Genomic DNA, 22,678 nt, shown 5'->3' on the forward strand with positions numbered 1-22,678 from the left:
ATTAAGCATTTAATATTAAATCAAGTATTCCAATTGCAGTTACTGACTCAATTACCGGAATTGCCCTTTGTACTATACATGGGTCATGTCTTCCTTCAATTACAAGTTCGGAATCTTTCTTTTCAGCTATATCTATTGTTCTTTGCTTCTTTGATATTGATGGTGTTGGTTTTATACAAGCCTTAAATAATATTGGCATTCCATTAGTTATTCCACCTGTAATTCCACCATTATTATTGGTATATGTTCTAATCTTGTCACCCTCATAATAATATTCATCATTACATTCTGAACCTCTTAATTCACTCATCAAAAACCCTTTTCCAAACTCTATACCTTTAACAGCAGGAACTGAAAACATAAGATGAGCTAATGTTGATTCTACTGAATCAAAAAATGGATTTCCAATTCCCGGGTTAATTCCAATAACAGTACATTCAATAGTCCCTCCTATTGAATCTCCATCTTTTCTTGCTTCAAGAATTGTGTTTCGCATTTCATCTTCTTTTTCAGTAAGTATAAGTGGTAATTCATTGCACTTTAGCTTATTTAAAAGTTCCTTATTTAATTCAATTTGATCGAAACTCTTATCTTGAATTTTTCCAATACTCTTAACATGAGCACCTATAATTATTCCTTTTGCTTCTAATATTTGTTTGCATATAGCACCTGCAAATACTAGTGGTGCTGTTATCCTTCCTGAAAAGTGTCCTCCACCTCTGTAATCATTAAAACCATTATATTTAATAAATCCTGGATAATCAGCATGTCCTGGCCTAACCAAATCCTTAAGCTTACCATAATCCTTAGAGTGCATATCTGCATTTCTAATTACAGCACATAAAGGTGTTCCAGTAGTTTTACCTTCAAAAAATCCACTTAAAATTTCAGGTGCATCTGTTTCTTTTCTTGCTGTAGATAAATTGCTCTTACCTGGTGCTCTTCTTGCCATTTCCTTCATAACATCTTCCATGTTAATTTCAACTCCAGCAGGAAGCCCATCTATTGTAATTCCTATTCCTACTCCATGAGATTCACCAAAGATTGAAAACTTTAGTTTATTCCCCCACATTCCACTCATTAAATACACCTCCTATTGCTTTGAAATCTTCCCAAAACTCCGGATAAGACTTTGAAACACATTCATAATCCTTTAATATTATAGGTAAATCACATACAGTAGAAGCTATAGCTAAAGTCATTGCAATTCTATGATCTTTGTGGCTCCAAACCTCTACTCCGCCTTTAAGTTCTTTAACTCCTTTTATTATTAATCCATCTTCTTTTTCTGAAATTTTTGTTCCTAATTTATTAAGTTCACACGTCACAGCACTTAATCTATCACATTCTTTAATTCTAAGTCTTCCAGCATTTATTATTTCTGTAGTACCTTCACTTAAAGCTGCAACTAACGAAATTACTGGAATTATATCTGGGCATTGAGATCCATCAATAACCGTTGCTCTCAGATTTCCTTCAACTTTTCCTATTAATCCAGAATTTTTATATCTTAGACTTAATCCCATTCTCTCTAAGATATCAAGTACTTCTTTATCACCTTGAAGAGAATCTAATTTTAAGTCATTGACAATAACATCATTTGAAATTGCATCAGCAGAAAGGAAAAAAGCAGCTTGAGAATAATCTCCCTCAACCCTATAATCCCTACTCTTATAACTTTGGTTACCCTTTATTATAAATTCTTCATAGTTGTTATTTATAATATCTACACCAAAATCTTTAATAGCACTTAAAGTTAAATCAATATATCCCTTCGATTCCATTTCTGTTGTTATTATAATTTTAGAATCTTCATCTAAAAGAGGAAGAGTAAATAGTAATCCTGTTATAAATTGTGAACTAATATTTCCTTTTACTTTAAATTCTCCTGACTTTAATCTTCCTTCTGTCTTTAAATCTAAAATTCCATCTTTATAGCTATACTTTATACCTTGCTTATCAAATATATTGTAATATGTATCTAGTGGTCTTTTTCCTAAATTACCCCTTCCAACAAATCTGTTAACTCCATCAAACAAAGCAGCAATCGGTACTAAAAACCTTAATGTTGAACCTGATTCATTACAATCTATAATTCTTTCACTATTTGATTTTAAATGTAATTTGCTACATTCATCATTATTAGAAGGATTCCATTTAACTCCACAAACCTCAAGATAATCTTCTTTTTTTGTTATCTTTGCACCTAGAGATGACATTGCATCAATAGTTGCAATAATATCATCTGAATAATCTATATTCTCAATCTTACTTATCCCATTTCCAAGTGCTGCACAAATTACGGCTCTATGAGCCATGCTCTTAGATGGTGGTATCTTAACTTCACCTTCTAATTTCTTAGGGTATAATTTTAAATTCCCCATAATCTTCCTCCAAATCTCATACTCAGTATACTCAATTATTGTTGCACATTACCACTCTATATTCTTTATCCAATTTGTTCTGCTCCATTATAAAGATTAAATTATTATTATTTATTTAGCGCTTATTATCATTTAAAAAATTCTACATTTGTGTTTTCTAAAAATGCTTCTCCCATATTCTTAAGTAACACTACTTTAAGAACATCATCAATATTTTTTTTATCCAATGCTATAGTTTCTAGAATTTCTGAATTATCCTTAATATCTACTTGATAAGGAAGAGAATATTGAATTAAGATCTCTTTGATATCATCAGCTACTCCTTTTTCCGTAAATCCTTTTTCCTCTGAAAGTTTAGTTATGTTATACATTCCTATTCCAACAGCCTCACCATGACTAAACTTCTTAAATTTATAATAAGTTTCTATAGCATGACCTAAAGTATGACCAAAGTTTAATAGCATTCTTTCTCCAGTATCTTTCTCATCATTCTGCACAACACATTTCTTAATGAAGCAACATCTGTGGATAATTTTATCAATACTGTTCATAACTTCTTTTTTACTTTTTAAGCTTTTTAAAAAATAGAAGAATTCCTTATCCTTTATGCATCCATATTTTATAACCTCAGCCATTCCATCTAAAAAGAATCTATCACTTAAGGTATATAAAACATTTGAATCTATTAAAACTAATTTAGGATGATAAAAACTTCCTACTAAGTTTTTGCCTCTTTCTAAATCTACTGCAACTTTCCCTCCTACGCTACTATCAACTTGAGCAAGTAATGAGGTAGGTATTTGTACAAAGGCTACTCCCCTCAAGAAAGTAGATGCAGCAAAACCTCCAAGATCTCCAATTACTCCACCCCCAAGTGTTATAATCAGATCACTTCTTGTTAGTTTAAAATCTAAAAATTCATTATATATTGAAGGAAGAGTATCAAAAGACTTAGTTTCCTCACCAGGTTCTAAAGCCATTAATTTAACATCATACCCCGAATTACTCAAACATGATTTAACCTTATCGCCATAGTGAAAACCTACATTTTTATCTGTTAATATAAATATCTTTTTCCCTTTATAAATCTTCTTTATCTCTATATTAATATTATCAATTAATCCTTTTTTAATTATAATAGGATAGCTTCTCTCCTTTAAATCAACAATTAAGTCTTGCATCTCTAACTCTCCTCTTTATATCTGGTATAGTATAATTTACACTTAAATTTTTAATATAAATTATGGATGAAATTCTTACTAGAATTCTTACAATATATTTTTAAGTTACATTAGAATTTATTCCTTAATTATGCATTAACAATTACCTTAAATTTCTCTTCCAACTGCATTTGCAATAACTTTTAATTCTTCAAAAAGTTTTTCATACTTACTTGGTTTAATTGATTGTGGACCATCACATAACGCATGAGCTGGATCATTATGTACTTCAATAATAAGACCATCTGCTCCAATTGCAACTGCAGCTTTAGCCAAAGGTGCTACCATCCAGTACTTACCTGTTGCATGGCTTGGATCAACAACTACTGGTAAATGACTTAATTTCTTAAGAGCAGGTATTGCACTTAAATCTAAAGTATTTCTAGTGTAAGTTTCAAATGTTCTTATTCCTCTTTCACATAAAATAACATTTTCATTTCCACCAGCCATAATGTATTCAGCACTCATTAATAGCTCTTCAAGTGTAGCTGATAAACCTCTCTTTAAAAGAATTGGCTTATTTATTTTTCCAAGTTCCTTAAGTAAATCAAAATTTTGCATATTTCTAGCTCCAACTTGAATTACATCAACATTTTCATTAAATACTTCTATATCATAAGGTGACATGATTTCTGTAACTATAGGTAACCCTGTCTTTTCTCTTGCAACCTTTAAAAGATTTAATCCATCATACTTTAATCCTTGGAATGCATATGGTGAAGTTCTTGGTTTAAACGCACCACCTCTTAAGAAGTTAGCCCCAATCTCCTTAACATCTTTAGCTATTTCAGTTATTTGTATTTCACTTTCAACTGAACATGGCCCTGCAATCATCGCTATTTTATTTCCACCAATTTTTGCTCCATTTACATCAACTATTGTATCATCTGGATGAAACATTCTGTTTGCTTTTTTAAAAGGTTCTTGTACATGCATTACTTTTTCAACTATTGTATTTGCTTCAATTTTTGATGGATCAATTCTGCTCGTATCTCCGACCAATCCTAAAATACTTATTTCAGTTCCTATAACTGGATTTACCTTAACTCCTTGAGCTTCTAATTCCTCTGTTAATTTTATTATCTTTTCTTGTTCTATTTTTTGCTTTAATATTACTATCATTTTCATTGCCCCCTTAAATTTTAGGTACATGAAATAAATAACAGACCAAATATGCGTTAACTAAGTTCGAGAAATGATTTTGTGTGAATCACTTACTCAGCGAGTGTATACAAGTCGAGCTTCCTTATGACACAAAATAGACAAGCATACTGATCTGTTATTTTTTGGATGTGCCTTATATAAAAAAAATAGAGCTCATTATGAGCTCTATTAACTACTAAACTTTTAATAATTTTAAACTTCTTAAAGTTGTTCTATAATTTAAGCACCCATTAAAGATATATTATTCAGTTTTCTGCAAAATAAATAGCCAGCGCTAAAATAAAAGCCCCAGAATGTAAAATAGAAAAAACTATAAAATTTTGCTGTAACTGTTTTATTAATATCTCTTTTCATGATGCCCTCCTATTACACTAATAATATGATAATATATTTGTTTTTAATTATAGCCACTTATTATATTTTGTCAATATTTTTTGATATTTTTTTATAATTTCTCCAATATTTTTATTAATTTAATTATAATATTGGAGAAACCAATCTGACTATCGACTCTTTTATTCTAAGGTAAATACTCCTATTAGCATGACTTTCTATTGTTATTTCTTCTGAAGACTCAATGTCTTTCATAAATTGACTCTCTAATTCCTTCGCTATTCTTTCATCATATATGAATGCATTAACTTCAAAATTCAATTTAAAACTTCTTATATCCATATTAGCTGTTCCTATTGTAACTACTGAACTATCTGCAACTATTGTTTTTGCATGAATAAATCCATTTTCATAATTATACATCTTTATTCCAGCATTTAAAAGTTCTCCAATATATGAACTAGTTGCCCATTTCATAAAAAAATGATCTGGATTTCCTGGAATAATTATCCTTACATCAACTCCAGATAGTGCTGATATTTTCAGCGCCTCCAATATAGGTAAATCCGGAACTAAATATGGTGTCTCTAAATATACATTTTTTTTTGCATTATTGATAAGCTTAATATAACCATTTCTAATATATTCTTCTTCATGATCAGGACCACTTGTTACAATTTGAATGCCAACATCTCCAACTTCATGTAAACCTCCTGATAAATATTTCTTATAATCCTCTATCTCTTCTCCTGATGCATAACACCAATCTAATAAGAATCTTTCATTTAGATCATTTACAGCCTCTCCTTGAATTCTAACATGAGTATCTCTCCAAAAGCCAACTTTAGGATCTTTATTTATATACTCTTTTCCAACATTGAATCCTCCAACATAACCATATTCACCATCTATTACAACTATTTTTCTATGATTTCTATAATTTATACGAGTATTTATATGTGGCAATATTCCCGGAAAAAATATTGCAAATTTTCCACCAGCATTTAAATATTGCTTAAGAGCCCTTTTAGTTAAAGTATGTGATCCCATACTGTCAGTTAAAAGCCTAACTTCAAGTCCACTTTTAGCCTTTTTAGTAAGTTCTTCAATAATTACTTTACCTAAACAATCATTACGAAAAATATAATATTCTACATGAATATAATATTTTGCATTCTTAATATCCTCTATTAATTGTTTAAATTTATCTACTCCATTAACATATACAGTTACATCATTATTAGTTGTATATTGTGCTCCCGAATGATTAAAGTTCATTTTTCTCAAATCAAAAAATCTCTCTCCTCCATCATGTGAGTTAGTATTTACAATATATCTACTACTTAAGTCCCTTTTCTTATTTTCATCTATTTGTATCTTTTCCTTAAAAATCTTTTGTCTACTTAAATTTTGACCTAATAAAAGATAAAGCATAAATCCAAAACCTGGTAATATGATTAATATTAATAGCCAGGCCCATGTTGTTGTTGGATCTTTTCTTTCTATAAATACTAGTGATAAGGAAAATAAAATGTTTAACACTAAAACAATCACACCTATAGCTAAAAGCGCATTCATATTACTTCATCTCTTTTCTATAAGTTAATCAAAAATTAACTTTTAAATAATTTCATAAGGTATCTTCAAAAAAATAATTAGTGAATATGCTAGTCTATTTTTGACTGTTATTTTTTTGAGATTACTAAATTAATTTAATTTTATATTATGTACGTTATTATTGTAAATAGACCATATTACTAAAATAAAATGAATAATTTTTATTAGAATATATATATTAAAATATACAAATATAACAAGCATGTGTATACTTTATTCTATTATATTGTACCATGATGTACTAGTATTAAATTATATATTTTGCAAAAAGTTCACCTTCTTGACTTTTTCATCTTTTTTAATATATAATAATCTAAAAATACAATATACTAAACTATGAATAGGAGTAGTAATATTTAATATATCTTAAAGAGAGCTATTGTTTGGTGAAAAATAGTGATATAGCTATATGAACTTGCCTAGGAGTTTACTTGTTAAAGCAAGTACGGTAATGCCGTTATAATATCAAGTGAGAAAAATTAATTAAATTTTTCTAATAAGAGTGGTACCACGGAAATGATGCTTTTCGTCTCTTAATCGAGATGAAAGGCTTTTTTTATGCACTAAATTAGGCATCTGAAATAAAACGTATAAAATAAAATAACAAGTTAAAGATGCATTATATAAGGAGGAATTAATAAACAATGGCGAATTACGGAACAAAAACAGATAAAAAGTGGCAAGAAAAGTGGGAAAATGATCAAACTTATAAATTTGATTCTAGTAAATTAGATAAAAAGCTTTATACACTTGAAATGTTCTCATATCCATCAGGTGCTCAATTACATGCAGGTCACTGGTTTAACTATGGTCCTGTTGACTCATGGGCAAGATTAAAGAGAATGCAAGGATATAATGTATTCCAACCAATGGGTTTTGATGCATTTGGATTACCAGCTGAAAATTATGCAATAAAAACAGGTATTCATCCTCAAGATTCTACATTGAAAAATATAGAAACAATGGAAAAACAATTAAAAGCTATGGGTGCTATGTTTAACTGGGAAAGTGAAGTTGTAACTTGTCTTCCTGATTACTATAAATGGACTCAATGGTTATTCTTAAAACTACTTGAAAAAGGATTAGCTTACAGAAAAAATGCTCCTGTAAACTGGTGTCCATCTTGTAATACTGTTTTAGCTAATGAACAAGTTTTAGATGGTGTATGTGAAAGATGTGAAACTGAGGTTATTAAAAAGGACTTAACTCAATGGTTCTTTAAGATAACTGATTATGGTGATGAATTATTAGAAAAATTAGATACTTTAGATTGGCCTGAAAAAACTAAATCTATGCAAAAACATTGGATTGGTAGATCAACTGGTGCAGAGGTTACTTTTAAAGTTAAAGATTCTGACATAACATTTGGTGTCTTTACAACAAGAGTTGATACTCTAAATGGAGTAACTTATGTTGTTTTAGCTCCTGAAAATAAATTAGTTGATAATCTAACAACTCCTGAACATAAAAATGAAGTTGAAGAATATAAACTAGTTTCTAGCAAGCAAACTGAAATTGAAAGACAATCTATTTCAAAAGAAAAAACAGGAGTCTTTACAGGTTCTTATGCAATAAATCCTATTAACGGTAAAGAGGTTCCTATTTGGATTAGTGATTATGTACTTGCAACTTATGGTACTGGTTGTGTAATGGCTGTACCTGCTCATGATGAAAGAGACTTTGCTTTTGCTACAAAGTTTAACTTACCAATAGAAAGAGTTATAACTGATAGAAAAGGAACTAATCCAGAACTTCCTTATTGTGAACATGGTGTTCTTGTTAACTCTGGTGAATTCGATGGTTTAAGTACTGCTGATGCTAAAGTTAAAATAGTTCAAAGTTTAGAAAAAGATAATTTAGGAAAAGAAAAAGTTAACTATAGATTAAGAGACTGGTTAGTTTCAAGACAAAGATATTGGGGTGCTCCAATTCCTGTTGTTTATTGTGAGAAGTGTGGTATAGTTCCAGTTCCTGAAAAGGATCTTCCTGTATTGCTTCCATACGATGTAGAATTTACACCAGACGGAAAATCACCACTTGGAAAATCAGAAGAATTTATGAATACAACTTGCCCACATTGTGGTGGTCATGCAAGAAGAGAAGCTGATACCCTAGATACATTTGTATGTTCATCTTGGTACTACTTAAGATATGCAGACAATAAAAATACAGATGCTCCATTTGACCCAGAAATAATTAATAAAATGCTTCCTGTAGATAAATATGTAGGTGGACCTGAGCATGCTTGTATGCATTTATTATATGCAAGATTCATAACTAAAGCTTTAAGAGATATGGGATACTTAAAATTTGATGAACCATTCTTAAGCTTAACACACCAAGGCTTAATCTTAGGACCAGATGGATTAAAAATGAGTAAATCAAAAGGAAACACCATCTCTCCTGATGATTATATTAAAGAATATGGTGCAGATGTATTTAGAATGTATCTAATGTTTGGATTCTCATACACTGAAGGTGGTGCTTGGAGTGATGATGGTATTAAATCCATAGGTAGATTTGTAGATAAAATCGAAAGAACTTTAGATTCTGCTAGATCTTTAATAGAACATAATGACAATGATAAAACTTCTATTGATGCTACAGAAAAAGAATTAAATTATTGGAGACATCACACTATAAAGGGTGTTACTGAAGATACTGATAAGATGCAATTTAATACTGCTATTGCAAGATTAATGGAATTTGTTAATGCTTTTACTAAATATCTTCAAGAAGATAAAAAGAATTCAATCTTCTTAAAAGAATCAATTATTGATTTCTTAAAATTATTATCACCATTTGCTCCTCACTTTACTGAAGAACACTGGAGTTTACTTGGATTTAATTCAACAATCTTTAATGAAAAATGGCCAGAATTTAATCCTCAAGCTTTAGTTAAAGATGAAGTTGAAATAGCTATTCAAATAAATGGTAAGATTAAAGCAAAAATAAATATACCTTCTAATTTAAATGAAGATGAAATTAAAAAAGTTTCATTAGAAAATCAAACTATAAAAGAAAATACTGAAGGTAAAAATGTACTTAAAGTAATTGTTATAAAAGGACGACTTGTTAATATTGTCGTTAAATAAAGGATATAAAAAAAAGAACTTATGCTATAATCTAGCATAAGTTCTTTTATATTTCATCATTTAAAATTTCTTTAAAAGCTAATAATACTTCTTTAACCTTATTTTCTTCCAGTTGCTTGTAATATTTAATATAACCGGAATCATCAAGTGCTGTATACAGATGTTTGCTCATTTCAATCCAAACTTCAGGTACATACACCCATACTATATCTTCATACTTACAACTTAAAAGAAAATGCTCAATTCCCCAAAATGAATATTCCTTAATATCATGTAATTTAATTAATTTTTTATAATCTTCCACAACTTTTAAATCTAATTTATATTCATAAATATCAACATAGAAAAAATCAAAACATTCTGAGTTGGCTTTAAAAGCATCACCTTGTATAATTTTGATTTTATTATTTTCTCCAAAGTTTTGCTTGTATAGGCTAATCACTTCTTCACTTATCTCATATACAATTACTTGTTCTACCTGTGATTTCTTTGCAATTTTTTGTACTACATATCCTAGTCCAAGTCCTACAATTCCAACTTTTCCTTTAGCAAATTTTATTATTTCATAAGAACTTTGTATTTCTTTAGGACTAAGTCTCATCAAACTTACTTTATCTTTTAATAATTGAATTATAGGAAGATTATATTCTTCTTGTTCATTTTCATACATATATCCTTGTAATTTATGTCCTAAGCTATTTTCTTTTAGGATTCCATAATCTCCACAAGTACATTCATTTATCAAACCATTATATTCCTGTATCTCTTGGCTTATAAAATTTTGGTCGTATGGTTTCATAGCTTTTTCCCTTCTAAATCTAGTGTGAAACTTACTCAATAATTCCTTAATTCTTATATGGATTTGGCTAAGGTTTCTTTATAAGTTTTAATATATTATTTAAAAATATTCATTGACAAGTTTTAAAGTTAAATTATATCGTATATTGCATTTTTATTCTATATTTTTTTATAATTAAACATAATCAAATATTAAATTTAGGCATATTAAAGAAAACAACAAGTCAAAGATGCGACGTATATTGGGTGTCAGACATAGTAGTTAAGCACTCTACTTAAATCATATTATACCATAGTATGTTACAATTTTGGTATAATTTAACTTAAAATTATATACTATTTAGAGCTGTATTCAAATAATCTTTTCTTTTTATTTTAAATTTTGTATGTTATACTTATTGCGTTGACCTTAAGTCAACCATTTTATTTTAAGTAGGTGATTTATATGAAAAACATTACTATAAGTGAAGAAGCTTATAACGAATTTAAAGGTTTTTTAGAAGAAAATAGCATAGTGGATTTTAATATTAGGATAAACTTTGCAGGCTCTGCATGCAGTGGTCCTGTATTTAACATATCAGTTTCAGAAACTACTGAAAATGATGTAGTTGAAAAAGTTAATGATATATCTTTTATCATTGAAAAAAACCTAATAGATGAATTTGGTGGCTTTATTATTATTTCTACTAATGAAAATGACGGCAGAGGACTAAGTTTAAAACCAGTTATTGCACCTGAAGGTGGATGTGGCGGATCTTGTAACGGTTGTCATTAAATTTAATATCAAAAACTTACAACTACTTTATAATAAGTAGTTGTATTTTTATTTAGCCTTATTTTCTTTAGTATTAACATTATCTGTTGTATTTACACTTTTTTTATTTTTAATGTTTATAGAGTTACGTGCAATCTCTTCATCATTTATACTCTCTACATTATTTACATTTTTTGCATCACTTACAACCCATTGAACATTTGTATAGTCACCACTTATATCATATATTCCTTCTAACATATCTATCCAATAATGATTTTTAACAACTTCTTTTTCTCGTTCTTCTCCAACAATGTTTGGTAAAGTTTGTGAATTGAATTTTTCAAAATAATTATAAATTTTTTCCGATAATTCCTGCATTGTACTAAAATGATTTAAATAATCATCAGATAATACTAGTTTTGTTTCTTTATTTTTCATTGCTTCATTCAAAGTAACTGACATGTATTCTTTTATTTTCCCATGAATATCATTTTCTATGACTTTTTTAGTATCAATTTTTTTTGAAAATAAAGAAAGACTATTTTGTTTATATGCAGCATATTGCTCCCATAATGCCATTACATCACTTGTTATAACATCATAATTTTTATATAATTTTAATAAATCTTCATTCTTAATATTACCTTGTTCTATACTCATATTAAGTACATCCATATTACTTTCATTTCTTTGTTTTATATCTTCTATTTTTAAATAAGACTCTCTACCAATTCTATATTTATAATTAATCATATTTATGCCTATGTAAATATTTACAATAAAACTAATAACAAGAAGTATGCTTAATATAATTATATAATCTTTTAATTTAATCTTTTTAATCATAGTAGCCTCCTTAATTTATAGAATAATTTTATCATATAATTTAAAATTAAACTACTCGATTTTATGATTTTAATGTTAGGTCTGTTTTATCTAGCCCACTCATGAATTACTTCATTAACCATTTGTAGTCCAATATTTCCTTCATGAACTTCTTCTTTTTCTTTATATATTCTCTTAACCTGACCATATGGATTATTTAATGAAAATTCTTCATTTCCAGTTAATACCCATACTATCTTCTTATTTATTGGTTTTATAGACAGTTCCTTCTCTCCAACTCCATCTGTAAAATATATCAATACAGCATTTCTTAAATTATTTTCAAGTATATATTTAAACACTGGTGTAAATGCAGTTGCTCCATTATTATGGCTTCTCTTTTTTATATCTTTCTCACCTCTTAGCTTGTATACTCTTTCAATATTATCATCACATTCAATTATTGTAATTTTATTTTTTGTATTCCTACTTATTGATAAAATCTCAATTAAAATTTTATGTAACTCCTCTTCTTTCATGCTTGCACTTATATCTATAGCAACAATAAGTTCTGCTTCATTATTAGGTAATCTTCCTCTTAAATCTAATCTATCTTGTTGTCTCCTATCCCTTCTCATTACAGTCTTTTTATAACCAGACCTTAAAGATGGTAAAATATTTCTAAGAACAAGTTGCCATGGAATTTCTGCTCTTTCTTTATATCCTAAAATTATTTTTTGAAAATTACCAGGTGTATCTTTATCACCTATACTTATTGCAGTTTTCTTAGTTAAACTTTTAATCTCCTCTTCTGATATATCAATCTCTTCCCATATATCATGAGCATTTTCTAAGTTAATTTCATTATATAATTCATCTTTATTATCTGTTATTTTAGGTTCTTTAATCCTTGATTTAATTGATTTATAAATTTCCTCACCATATTCTTCTGCACTTCTATCACCTTTTAGCATTAAATTATATTCCATATTTATCGCATTAATTTTTTTACTCCACGAAGGCAAATTTTTTATATATTGATTTATAGAAATATCTAAAGCAATATTTATAGATTTTTTATTTAAACTATATTTCATCTTTTTTTCTCTTTCAAAATGAGAATACATTATATGATAAATCTCATGTTTAAATAATGCTACCATTTCATCTTTGTCACACTGTAAAAACAAAACTGGATTAAAAAACATATTAAATCCATCCCGCTTTGGAATTGTTGCTATTGGATAAGTTATATCAATACGTATATTTCTTTTAATTTTTAACATGAATTGACCAAAAAATAAATCATCGCCTTCTAATAAATAAAGAATAACCTCTTCCACTAACTTAAAAAATTCCCTAGTATAGCTACTATCAAATTCTCTTATATCTTTTACATCATATGCCTGCTTTAAGAGCTGTTCTCTTTTTTCATTAAAGTTCATCTATCCCATTTCTCCTCATTCTACTCATTTAGATGTTCTTAAGTTTAATTCTTTAGTCCACTGAACAATATGTAACAATATCACATGGTTTTAAAACAGGGCCTTATTTTATAACCTGAAACGCAACTCACATACGCTTTTGCTAAGTAAGTTCGAGCAGCCAAATACAAGATGACCACAGGGAAAGTTCTGTTATCCAAATACAAGATTTGGAACATCACTTTTGGACTCTTGTTTGAAACTCGACTCACATACGTTCACTGAGTAAGTTCGAGTAACCAAATGTAAAATTTGGACTCTTACTTAAATATATTAAAGAAGCTTTCTATAAATTCTTCTTGGTTTAATAGTAGTTGGTATATTCCTTCCTTATAGTCTCTTTTTATTTCTTTCATTATTCCAAGTCTTAAGTCTCTTGGATATAAATCTAGCATTTTAGAAAACAATATTAAATTCTTTTCTGATGAATGATTTTCCAAAAAGTTCATTGCATTTTTAGCTAATATATATAATCTTGAATGATTTTCATTATTCAACTTTTCTTTTAATTCAAAACTTAAAACTTCATTTTCAAATAAATCCTCTACTTTTATCAAAGGTTTCTTTATGTGAATTAAAAAATTTCCTAAATCACTAGCAATATTAGCTCCAACATTTCCTCTAACAACATTCAAAAAAGTATTAAATTGATATTTATCTTTGTTTTTTAAATAAACATCGTAGGATTTAGATACTCTATGCCAACTTCTTGGAGTTGCTTTTATACTTTCATCTGAATTAGGCATATGTAGATATTGTGGAAATGTTGATATAAATTCTATAATATGCTCATTTACATTTCCATTTTCACTCATACCCCACTTAATCCATTCTTTAACATCTAAATCCATCTCTATCCATACAAATCTATCTTCTTGCGCGGGGTCCATATCTACAACTTCATATTGGCTATCTGCAAATCCATCATATTTATTTGATGGATTCATAGCAGCAATTACCTTAACTCTATCATGTAAAATATACCCGTTTATCTCTCTATTTAAAATAAGATTCATAAGTTCTTGCGATACTGCATGATCACATCTATTAAGTTCATCTATAAATAAAATTATATCTCTTTCTTCGTCTTCTTTTAATGCCTTCTTAATCTCTATCAACTTATGATGAGTTGCATATATAGTTTCTTTATTTTCAACTACAGGTAACCCACCAATTTCCCCCTCCTTCAATAAATTAGCATCTATTGTAATCAAGTAGCATCCATTATTTTTAGCTATTTCTTTAACTAAAGATGTCTTTCCTATTCCACTCTCTCCAATTATTAAAGGTACATCTTTTGAATTAATAACTAAATCTACTGTACTTAAAGTTTCTGTATAATTCAAAGTTTTTTCTCCTCTCATGCTCTATAAGTCACATAAAAGAAAATAGCAAGTCAAAAAATGTGACGTATATTTTGTGCCAGACGCAGTATAACACAAAATAGACTAAAATACTGACTCATTATTTTATTTCAGATGTCTACATTGATAATTTATAGTCTACCAATAATTTTTTAGCAGTTGTAGAGCCATATTCTCTAACAAAATTAATTTTATCCATTTCTAATATCTCTAAATCTAAAAAATCTCTAATATATTTTTCATCTATGCTTTCTTCCTTAATCTTGTCTATTAAAACATCTGTCACTAAACTAATATCAATATTTTCATAAATATACTTAACTACATTTATATTTTCATAAATAAATATCTTTATTTCATCTAAATCATAATTAGAAATATAATTTATTCCCTCACCTTGCAATCTTATTGCCTTAATCTTAGCATTTAGTGTTGGATTTTTAATAAATCTAATAGCTGCATAATAGTTACCAATCGCTTCAAGTTGAACCTTTTCTGATGGATTGTTAATATACTTAATAGAATCATAATCTTTTTTTACAGCTAATATTTGTAATTTTTCACTAGGATTATGTACAAATTGAATTGCCCATCCTTTAGTATTAATAGCTGCTTCTATAATTTTATCAGTAGGGTTTTTTATTAAATCTAACGAATTCCATAACGCTTTAACTGAAATAATTCCAACTTCTTCATTAATGTTATCAATGTATTGAACTGCTAATGCATTCTTTTTTATAGCTTCTATTTGCAATTCCTTACTTGGATTTTTTATATATTTTATGTTATTTCCATTATTTTTAACTATAAATAATTTAAAGTCTTCTTCTACATCATCAAGTTCTTGAATGTACTGAGGTTGATCTTTTAATTTATTTAGTACATACTCCTTATTCATGTGATATCATCCTTTTTCATAAAAATTTTACTATCATTTAAGGCATATGAAGGAATACGCCTAAGGCTATGTTTGAACGTATGTCAAACATAGCCTTAAATCTTTTTAATCCCTATACTTTTGAACATCTTTTTTAACCGAAAACAGTAAGCTATTTAGCTCCCAAACATCCCCATCTTCAATTAGTTTATTTAATGTTTTTTCGTATCTTGCCGCTTCAGCATCTTTACCTAATGAACTTAAAGTCAATAGAGCATTCATTATATTAGAAATCAAATTAGATTTTACTTCAAATAATTTCTGTGCATCTTTAATTTCATCTTTAATTTGAAGCATCTCTTCATCTAGCCTAAATGCTGCATCTGCAGAACTCTTAAGCTTTTCTTTTAACTCTCGTGGTATATTCTTTTTATATTTATAATTAAGAGAATGTTCAATTGTTGCCCAAAAGTTCATAGCTAAAGTTCTTATTTGAAATTCTCCAAGAATTTCAACTGGTCCTTCTGCCATATTTACTTGATATTTAATTATCATATGATAACTTCTATATCCACTCTCTTTAACATTTCTTACATAATCCTTTTCATAAAGAATTTGCATATCTTTTCGTCCTCTTAATAATTCTACTACTTTATCTATATCATCCACGAATTGACACATTATTCTTATTCCGGCTATATCTTCTAATTCATATTTAACACAATCTATAGGTATCTCAAATTTATTGGCTTTTTCTAATATACTAGAAACTTCTTTTACTCTACCTGTTACAAATTCTATTGGTGAATATTCATTTTTTCTTCTATACTCTTTCCTAATAGATCTAAGTTTAACCTTAAGTTCATCTACTGCTTGCTCATAAGGCATTAAAAAACTTTTCCAATCGTTTATTGCCATAAATACCATCCTTTTAATTGTCATTCATATTCATTATATCAAAAACTTTAAATTATGTGTAACAATTTCATTATTCATAGTTTTATTTTTTTATTAAGGCACATGAAAGAAAATAATATTAAAGATGTTTCATATATTTTGTCTTAAGATGAAGTGACCCCCGAGAGTATAAGTTCAACTAGATTCATCTTGAGTATAAAAGTCCATCTGAAAAGTTTCACTTTATGTCATATTGCGTCGATAGGTTCAGTTAATATCGAGCTATTAGCTGAATTTATCGACGTAGTATGACGCAATATATACAAGCATACTGGCTTATTATTTTTTGAATGTGCATAATAGTTATGGTATAATCTAATGGTGAAAATGTTTATATATATATTGTAAAATTCATTGTTTATTTAAATTTATATAATATCTCTAGTATCTATCTAGAGGTTAATTATATAAATAATGAGTTATGTTAATTAGGACAAACGTATACAATATATTTGTGATAGATAATTGGCTATTTTTGAGGTGAGCGATAATGGATCAAATTGAAATAACGAAACATTTGTTTCAAAAAAAAGTAACATGCCCTGTATGTAATAATATTTTTAAAGTTAATGTTGTAAAAGTTAATTCACCACGAATATTATCTAAGGATTCTGATTTTTTACTAAGATATTCTATAATTAATCCTTACTTTTATGATGTATGGATATGTAATAATTGTGGTTATGCAGCACTTAAAGCAGACTTTGATAAATTAAGAAGTCATCAAAAAGATGTTGTTTTAAATAAAATTAAACCAAAGTGGAAACCAAGAACTTATCCTGATGTGCTAACAGAAAAATTAGCCATAGAACGTTATAAACTTGCATTATTAAATGCTGTTGTTATTGAATTTAAAGAAAGTACTAAAGCTATAATTTGCTTAAAAATAGCGTGGATGTATCGACTTTTAGAAATGAAAAAAGAAGAATTGCATTTTATAGCTCAAGCTTTAGCAGGATTTAACGATGCTTATATTAATGAATCATTTCCTATGTATGGGCTTCAAAGAGATTCTACTATGTATTTAATAGGTGAATTAAATAGAAAGCTTGGTAATAATGAAGAAGCATTAATTTGGTATTCAAAAACCATAACTACATTAGGAGCTTCATATAAAATTAAAGATTTAGCCAGAAATGGTAAAGATGCTATTAAATCAACTAATGTTTAAACTTTTAGACACACTATAACGTTATATTAGGCATATTTTTAAAAATAACAATTCATTTTGTGTCATACTACGTCGGCATGTTCACCTAATAGATAATAGATAATCAATGAGCCAAACATACCTCATTGCCTGACACAAAATATACATAGCATCTTTGATTCGTTATTTTCTTTATATATGCCTTAACTTATTCTAAGGGGGATAAAATTATGGGAATTTTTACAAACAAACATCATGATGCTGAAAAAAATGATAAGGTTAATAATCAAGAAGTAACCTCATCAAATACTAATTCAGATACAAAGAAAATAAATGAAGGTCTTTCTCAATTAAAAGGTGAAAGCTCTAGAATTCACCAATCAATTAGTGATATAAGCTCTTCTTTATCAAATTTAGCAGATTCAACAGTATCTGAACATCAAGAAATAGATGCTGCAACAGATATTTTACACAATTTCAAATCAAATATGGAAGACTTAGCAATAAATATAACTACTGTACATACCCAAGTTTTAGATACTGATAAATTAGCTGATAATGGTATAAGTTCTATTGAAAATCTTGATACTTCTTTAAAGGAACTTCAAGAAGTATTTACCGTTTCAACTTCAACTGTAAATGCTTTAGTTGCAAAGTTAGAATCTGTTAATAGTATTACTGATTCCATAAGCCAAATAGCAAGTCAAACTAATCTTCTATCACTAAATGCTGCAATAGAAGCTGCAAGAGCTGGTGAAGCTGGTAAAGGATTCTCTGTTGTTGCTGGTGAAGTAAGAAAACTTGCTGAAAATTCAAAACTTGCTGTTCAAAGTATAACTAATATATTAGAAGAAATTAAAGCAGATATTATAAATGCATCAACTGCTATGAATTCAGGTAATTCTGCTTTACTTACACAACATAGTTCTTTAGAATCTACTAAAGGCAGTTTCAGCAACATTAAAACTGCTATTGAAGATACAGTAGGTGAAATTACAACTTGTATAGTAAATTTAACTACAGCATCTGAAGCAAAAGATAATGTAATTAATTCTATGGACAAGGTAAATGATTTAACTAGAGAAACTTCTGCATTAACTCAAGAAATTGCTGCTAATCTTGATATGCAGTCAAATTCAATTGATAAATTTAATAATACATTAAATAATTTATCACAAAGTATTTCTAAATAATTAATGATATAAAATGAAAGTGAGCTGTCTAGAAATGATTTCAAATCATTCTGACAGCTCATTTTATTTTGTAATTAGGCACATGAAATAAAACCGTGTTGATATCGTTACATATTTTTAATCTGGTTCCCCATATTGTTCCATAACATCTATGACATCAACATCAGCTAAAATTATATCAAGTCCATAGTCATAAACATTAAAATCTATATTTTCTTCGAATAATTTAGTAATTAATTCTTCTTTTTCTACATCAAAAATCAATTCTTCTCTAAGCGTATCTATAAAACTATCTATACTATATACTTCGCATTTACCTTGTTCTACGCCTAATTGAGTACATATATTTCTTCTTGGTTCTTCTGCGCCGATTTCTGTAGCATCATTATAATCATCTTTATCAATTTCATGATCTATTATTTTTTCATAATATCTGTTTATGTATGCCTTTATTAAATCTAAATCATTAAATCCTTTAGCCCTGCCACTCGGCATTACTAGTAAATATTCATTATATGGTACTGTATTCATGCAACCATCAACTCCTTAAGCATGTACTTTTTGTATTAATTTTATTGGATAGCTAGCATCTGTAATACTCCCTCTGCTACAATCAGGAAATAACAGTTGCATGCTCCTGGATAATAATTTCTAAGCTTTATATATGATTAAAAAATCTCACCTAAAACTAAGAACTATGTTTATTTATACCCTAGTTTTGTAATTGCTATTCTCCAAAAACTAAACTAATAATATTAAATATTGTTATAAAACAAAAACTTGAAATAATTGAAATCTTTAATCAAGATTTCACAAAAAATCTCTTGAACCTTTAGAATTCTAGAAAGTACAAATTCAGTTACTATAAAGTATACCTTCTATTTATAAGTAATAATTTAACATTGACATTTACACCAATCCTACTTAATATCATCATATAATTACAAGATAATAGATTTATTTGTTATACTATTTTTGATTAAATTTTCATATTTTAATATCACAACTTTTTAAAACAGTGTTGATATTATTATATAAAAGCAAATTTCATCGTCCATGAGCTTTATATAACAATATCAACACTCTTACTAAAGCAGAGCCAAAATTTATGTAGGAGGATTAATATGCTTTTAATTGTAGGGTTAACAATAATTACATTTATAGCTTTTTTAGTTTCTTATTTACTAGATCCAAGAAGATTAATTAATGGACTTCTATTTAATATTTTCTTATTTTCATCTATGATTACAATTGTTTATATGGCTTTTTCAACTCAAAATAAATTTTTAATTTTCTTAGTTCTTGCTTTCATCTTATTGATATCCTTAGTTCTTATATTTGGTATTTATATATTAATTGTAGCATTATTTATAAATGCCAAAATTGTTATGAAACGTGAAAGCAGAACTCATTCTAATTTATTAACTTTATTTTTAGCTATAGGATTAATTGGCTGTTTGATCGTATCTGTTATTATACATAAAATGAACTTTTCCCCTGAAGTAAATACTTTATTAAGTAGCTTTCCTGTGATTGGAATGTATTATTTATTTAGTGTTTTTAATTTTATAATGATATCACTTATTTATCAATTTAACAGACCTAAATTAAATCAAGATTTTATTATTGTTTTAGGTAGTGGATTGATTGGAGATAGAGTTCCTCCATTATTAGCTAGTCGTATTAATAAGGCCATTGAATTTTATAATAAACAAGGTGCTGTCTCAACACCACCAAAAATTATTTTTTCTGGAGGTCAAGGTGCTGATGAAAAGATTTCAGAAGCTTTGGCTATGCAAAGGTATGCACTTGAAAAAGGTATTCCTGTTGAAGATACTATTTTAGAAGACAAATCAGTTAATACATTACAAAATATGATGTTTTCTAAAAAAATAATGGAAAATTTAATTCCAGATAACTATAATAGTATATTTGTAACAAATAATTTTCATTTATTTCGTGCTGGACTTTTTGCAAAGAAAGCAGAATTAAAAAGTCACGGTATTGGTTCTAAAACAGCACTTTATTTTTTACCAAATGCAATGATTAGAGAATATATTGCTATTGTAGTACTAAATAAAAAGCAACATGCAATTATTCTTAGTTTAATATTTATTGCAAGTTTAATCTTATCCTTAGTACAATTTGTTATACCTTATTTATAGACTATGTTTTAGAACCGTGTTGATATTGTTCAGCGTGCTAAAGAATTTGACTTAAGAACATCTAAATGAGTATAGTCCCATTCCAGCTTGTTCCAAAAACAAGTTTTGGACTAGCAATTAATGTGACAATACTCATTAAGAGTTCTAAAAGTCGAATTCTAATGCACACTTCACAAAAATGTAACAATATCAACACTATATTAAAACAGAGCCTGATGTTAAAATCCATTTCTTATTACTATACCAGCTGATTCTTGTACTCTGGATTGACTCATTACCATTGATAGTGTTGCTATATCCATAGTCTCACCTCTTATTTACTTTTTTTACCAATTATAGTTACCATTATAATTAATATGTGTTAAAATATATATAACTTTATCAGCTTGGAGGAGAAAATAATGAAAGCCAATGTTGAATATGACTTAGACAGAACTTTAAGAGAAGAAATAGTTAAAGTTAGAGATACTATAAAGAAACATATTAAAAATAGTGAAGTATCGCTTTTTGGTTCAATAGCAAAAGGGAGATATTCAAAAAATAGTGATATAGATATTTTAGTTTTAATAAATGAAGAAAAAACTTTAAAAGAAATAAGAGTTTTAAAACACTTTTTAGAGGATAAAATAGAAATATTAAGGTTAATTAGAGAAGTGGATTTAAAAATTTATACAAAGTCTAAATTTTTTAAAATTTCATCTACTCCATCCTTTGAGCAAGCGATATTAAAAGATTTAATTGATTTAAGGAGGTGGTAATAATGGTAAATAGAGATATGTTCTATTTTGCAGACATAGATGAAAAGTTTATTATTAATACAAAAGATCTTCAAGGTATTGAAGATGGAGTTTTAGTTCATTGTCAGCAATGTATTGAAAAGAACCTAAAAGGAATAATCACTAAAAAATATGGAATGATTAATAGAGAACATAATTTAGTTAAGTTACTTGAGTGTTTATATCTTAAGGATTATCCTGAACTTAAAGCGTATAAAGGGTTATGTAGAGATTTAAAGGATTTTTATTTTAGTCGTAGATATGCTTCTGATGATTATGAGATTTTAGAAAAAGAAGAATATGATGAATATTTACAAAACTTTTTTGAGCTTTTAAATAAGTTAAAGAAAATAAGAAAAAATTTAATATCATAGATTTAGTTAAAATAAATATTTATTTTTGTTAATAATGGGACAGTAGATAGTTTTGTGTAAAAACAAAATTATCTGCTGTTTTTTTACATAATCAGTTGGTAGTTTTGGAATAATATACTTTAAAATATTTAAGGAGTGATAATTA

20 protein-coding genes and 1 other annotated feature are annotated in these 22,678 nt (G+C 27.8%); of the genes, 7 read left to right on the forward strand and 13 right to left on the reverse strand.

The window, feature by feature from the left end; translation table 11 throughout:
* Position 1: 1 nt before the first annotated feature.
* The 6 genes from aroC to cls form a co-directional block, all read right to left on the reverse strand.
* On the reverse strand, positions 2–1,081 hold the full coding sequence (gene aroC / locus BM027_RS13260; protein ID WP_090092741.1) for a chorismate synthase: 1,080 nt from the start codon (positions 1,079–1,081) through the stop codon (positions 2–4).
* Complete coding sequence (aroA, locus tag BM027_RS13265; protein WP_090092745.1) at positions 1,059–2,384, reverse strand: 3-phosphoshikimate 1-carboxyvinyltransferase; 1,326 nt, start codon at positions 2,382–2,384, stop codon at positions 1,059–1,061. Before aroA ends, aroC begins: the two co-directional genes overlap by 23 nt.
* 128 nt (positions 2,385–2,512) lie before the next feature.
* Positions 2,513–3,565 (reverse strand): 3-dehydroquinate synthase, encoded by a 1,053-nt coding sequence (aroB, locus tag BM027_RS13270; protein WP_090092748.1) that lies wholly within the window; start codon positions 3,563–3,565, stop codon positions 2,513–2,515.
* A 147-nt stretch (positions 3,566–3,712) separates the two neighbouring features.
* Positions 3,713–4,726 (reverse strand): 3-deoxy-7-phosphoheptulonate synthase, encoded by a 1,014-nt coding sequence (aroF, locus tag BM027_RS13275; protein ID WP_090092750.1) that lies wholly within the window; start codon positions 4,724–4,726, stop codon positions 3,713–3,715.
* A 261-nt stretch (positions 4,727–4,987) separates the two neighbouring features.
* Positions 4,988–5,122, reverse strand: a complete 135-nt coding sequence (locus BM027_RS18725) for a hypothetical protein (RefSeq protein ID WP_278320248.1) — start codon at positions 5,120–5,122, stop codon at positions 4,988–4,990.
* A 123-nt stretch (positions 5,123–5,245) separates the two neighbouring features.
* Complete coding sequence (gene cls, locus BM027_RS13280) at positions 5,246–6,679, reverse strand: cardiolipin synthase (RefSeq protein WP_090092753.1); 1,434 nt, start codon at positions 6,677–6,679, stop codon at positions 5,246–5,248.
* Positions 6,680–7,045: 366 nt separating this feature from the next.
* Positions 7,046–7,255, forward strand: a binding site (T-box leader).
* Between the two features lie 107 nt (positions 7,256–7,362).
* Between cls and leuS the strand changes: the two genes are divergently transcribed.
* On the forward strand, positions 7,363–9,813 hold the full coding sequence (leuS, locus tag BM027_RS13285; RefSeq protein WP_090092758.1) for a leucine--tRNA ligase: 2,451 nt from the start codon (positions 7,363–7,365) through the stop codon (positions 9,811–9,813).
* A gap of 46 nt (positions 9,814–9,859) precedes the next feature.
* Here the strand turns inward: leuS and BM027_RS13290 are convergent, their stop codons facing one another.
* Positions 9,860–10,612 (reverse strand): methyltransferase domain-containing protein, encoded by a 753-nt coding sequence (locus tag BM027_RS13290; protein WP_090092761.1) that lies wholly within the window; start codon positions 10,610–10,612, stop codon positions 9,860–9,862.
* Between the two features lie 444 nt (positions 10,613–11,056).
* Here BM027_RS13290 and BM027_RS13295 point away from each other — a divergent pair, with 444 nt between their 5' ends.
* Complete coding sequence (locus BM027_RS13295) at positions 11,057–11,386, forward strand: HesB-like protein (protein ID WP_090092764.1); 330 nt, start codon at positions 11,057–11,059, stop codon at positions 11,384–11,386.
* Between the two features lie 48 nt (positions 11,387–11,434).
* Here the strand turns inward: BM027_RS13295 and BM027_RS13300 are convergent, their stop codons facing one another.
* The 5 genes from BM027_RS13300 to yjbM all read right to left on the reverse strand — a co-directional run bounded on the left by BM027_RS13300 (position 11,435) and on the right by yjbM (position 16,836).
* Positions 11,435–12,214: a hypothetical protein gene (locus tag BM027_RS13300; protein ID WP_341465530.1), complete on the reverse strand. Its 780-nt coding sequence runs from the start codon at positions 12,212–12,214 to the stop codon at positions 11,435–11,437.
* 86 nt (positions 12,215–12,300) lie between these two features.
* The gene (locus BM027_RS13305) at positions 12,301–13,638 is read right to left on the reverse strand and encodes a vWA domain-containing protein (protein WP_090092767.1); all 1,338 of its coding nucleotides are present in this window, start codon (positions 13,636–13,638) and stop codon (positions 12,301–12,303) included.
* A gap of 299 nt (positions 13,639–13,937) precedes the next feature.
* Complete coding sequence (locus BM027_RS13310) at positions 13,938–15,023, reverse strand: ATP-binding protein (protein ID WP_090092769.1); 1,086 nt, start codon at positions 15,021–15,023, stop codon at positions 13,938–13,940.
* A 136-nt stretch (positions 15,024–15,159) separates the two neighbouring features.
* A complete protein-coding gene (locus BM027_RS13315) occupies positions 15,160–15,939 on the reverse strand; it encodes a hypothetical protein (protein ID WP_090092772.1) in 780 nt (259 codons plus the stop codon).
* Between the two features lie 105 nt (positions 15,940–16,044).
* Positions 16,045–16,836, reverse strand: a complete 792-nt coding sequence (gene yjbM / locus BM027_RS13320; protein WP_090092774.1) for a GTP diphosphokinase — start codon at positions 16,834–16,836, stop codon at positions 16,045–16,047.
* Between the two features lie 529 nt (positions 16,837–17,365).
* On the opposite strand from yjbM, the gene BM027_RS13325 reads away from it, so the two are divergent.
* Entirely contained in the window at positions 17,366–18,046 is a 681-nt protein-coding gene (locus BM027_RS13325) for a DUF2225 domain-containing protein (RefSeq protein WP_090092776.1), read from the forward strand.
* 209 nt (positions 18,047–18,255) lie between these two features.
* On the forward strand, positions 18,256–19,218 hold the full coding sequence (locus BM027_RS13330; protein WP_090092779.1) for a methyl-accepting chemotaxis protein: 963 nt from the start codon (positions 18,256–18,258) through the stop codon (positions 19,216–19,218).
* A gap of 117 nt (positions 19,219–19,335) precedes the next feature.
* Here BM027_RS13330 and BM027_RS13335 read toward each other — a convergent pair whose 3' ends face one another.
* Complete coding sequence (locus BM027_RS13335; RefSeq protein WP_090092781.1) at positions 19,336–19,749, reverse strand: hypothetical protein; 414 nt, start codon at positions 19,747–19,749, stop codon at positions 19,336–19,338.
* Positions 19,750–20,342: 593 nt separating this feature from the next.
* On the opposite strand from BM027_RS13335, the gene BM027_RS13340 reads away from it, so the two are divergent.
* From BM027_RS13340 to BM027_RS13350, 3 genes are all read left to right on the forward strand, one after another.
* Entirely contained in the window at positions 20,343–21,383 is a 1,041-nt protein-coding gene (locus BM027_RS13340; protein ID WP_090092783.1) for a YdcF family protein, read from the forward strand.
* Positions 21,384–21,784: 401 nt separating this feature from the next.
* On the forward strand, positions 21,785–22,141 hold the full coding sequence (locus BM027_RS13345) for a nucleotidyltransferase family protein (protein ID WP_090092785.1): 357 nt from the start codon (positions 21,785–21,787) through the stop codon (positions 22,139–22,141).
* Positions 22,142–22,143: 2 nt separating this feature from the next.
* The gene (locus BM027_RS13350) at positions 22,144–22,533 is read left to right on the forward strand and encodes a HEPN domain-containing protein (RefSeq protein WP_090092787.1); all 390 of its coding nucleotides are present in this window, start codon (positions 22,144–22,146) and stop codon (positions 22,531–22,533) included.
* Positions 22,534–22,678: the final 145 nt, after the last annotated feature.

Source organism: Clostridium uliginosum (assembly GCF_900112485.1).
Taxonomy (GTDB): Bacteria; Bacillota; Clostridia; order Clostridiales; family Clostridiaceae; genus Clostridium; species Clostridium uliginosum.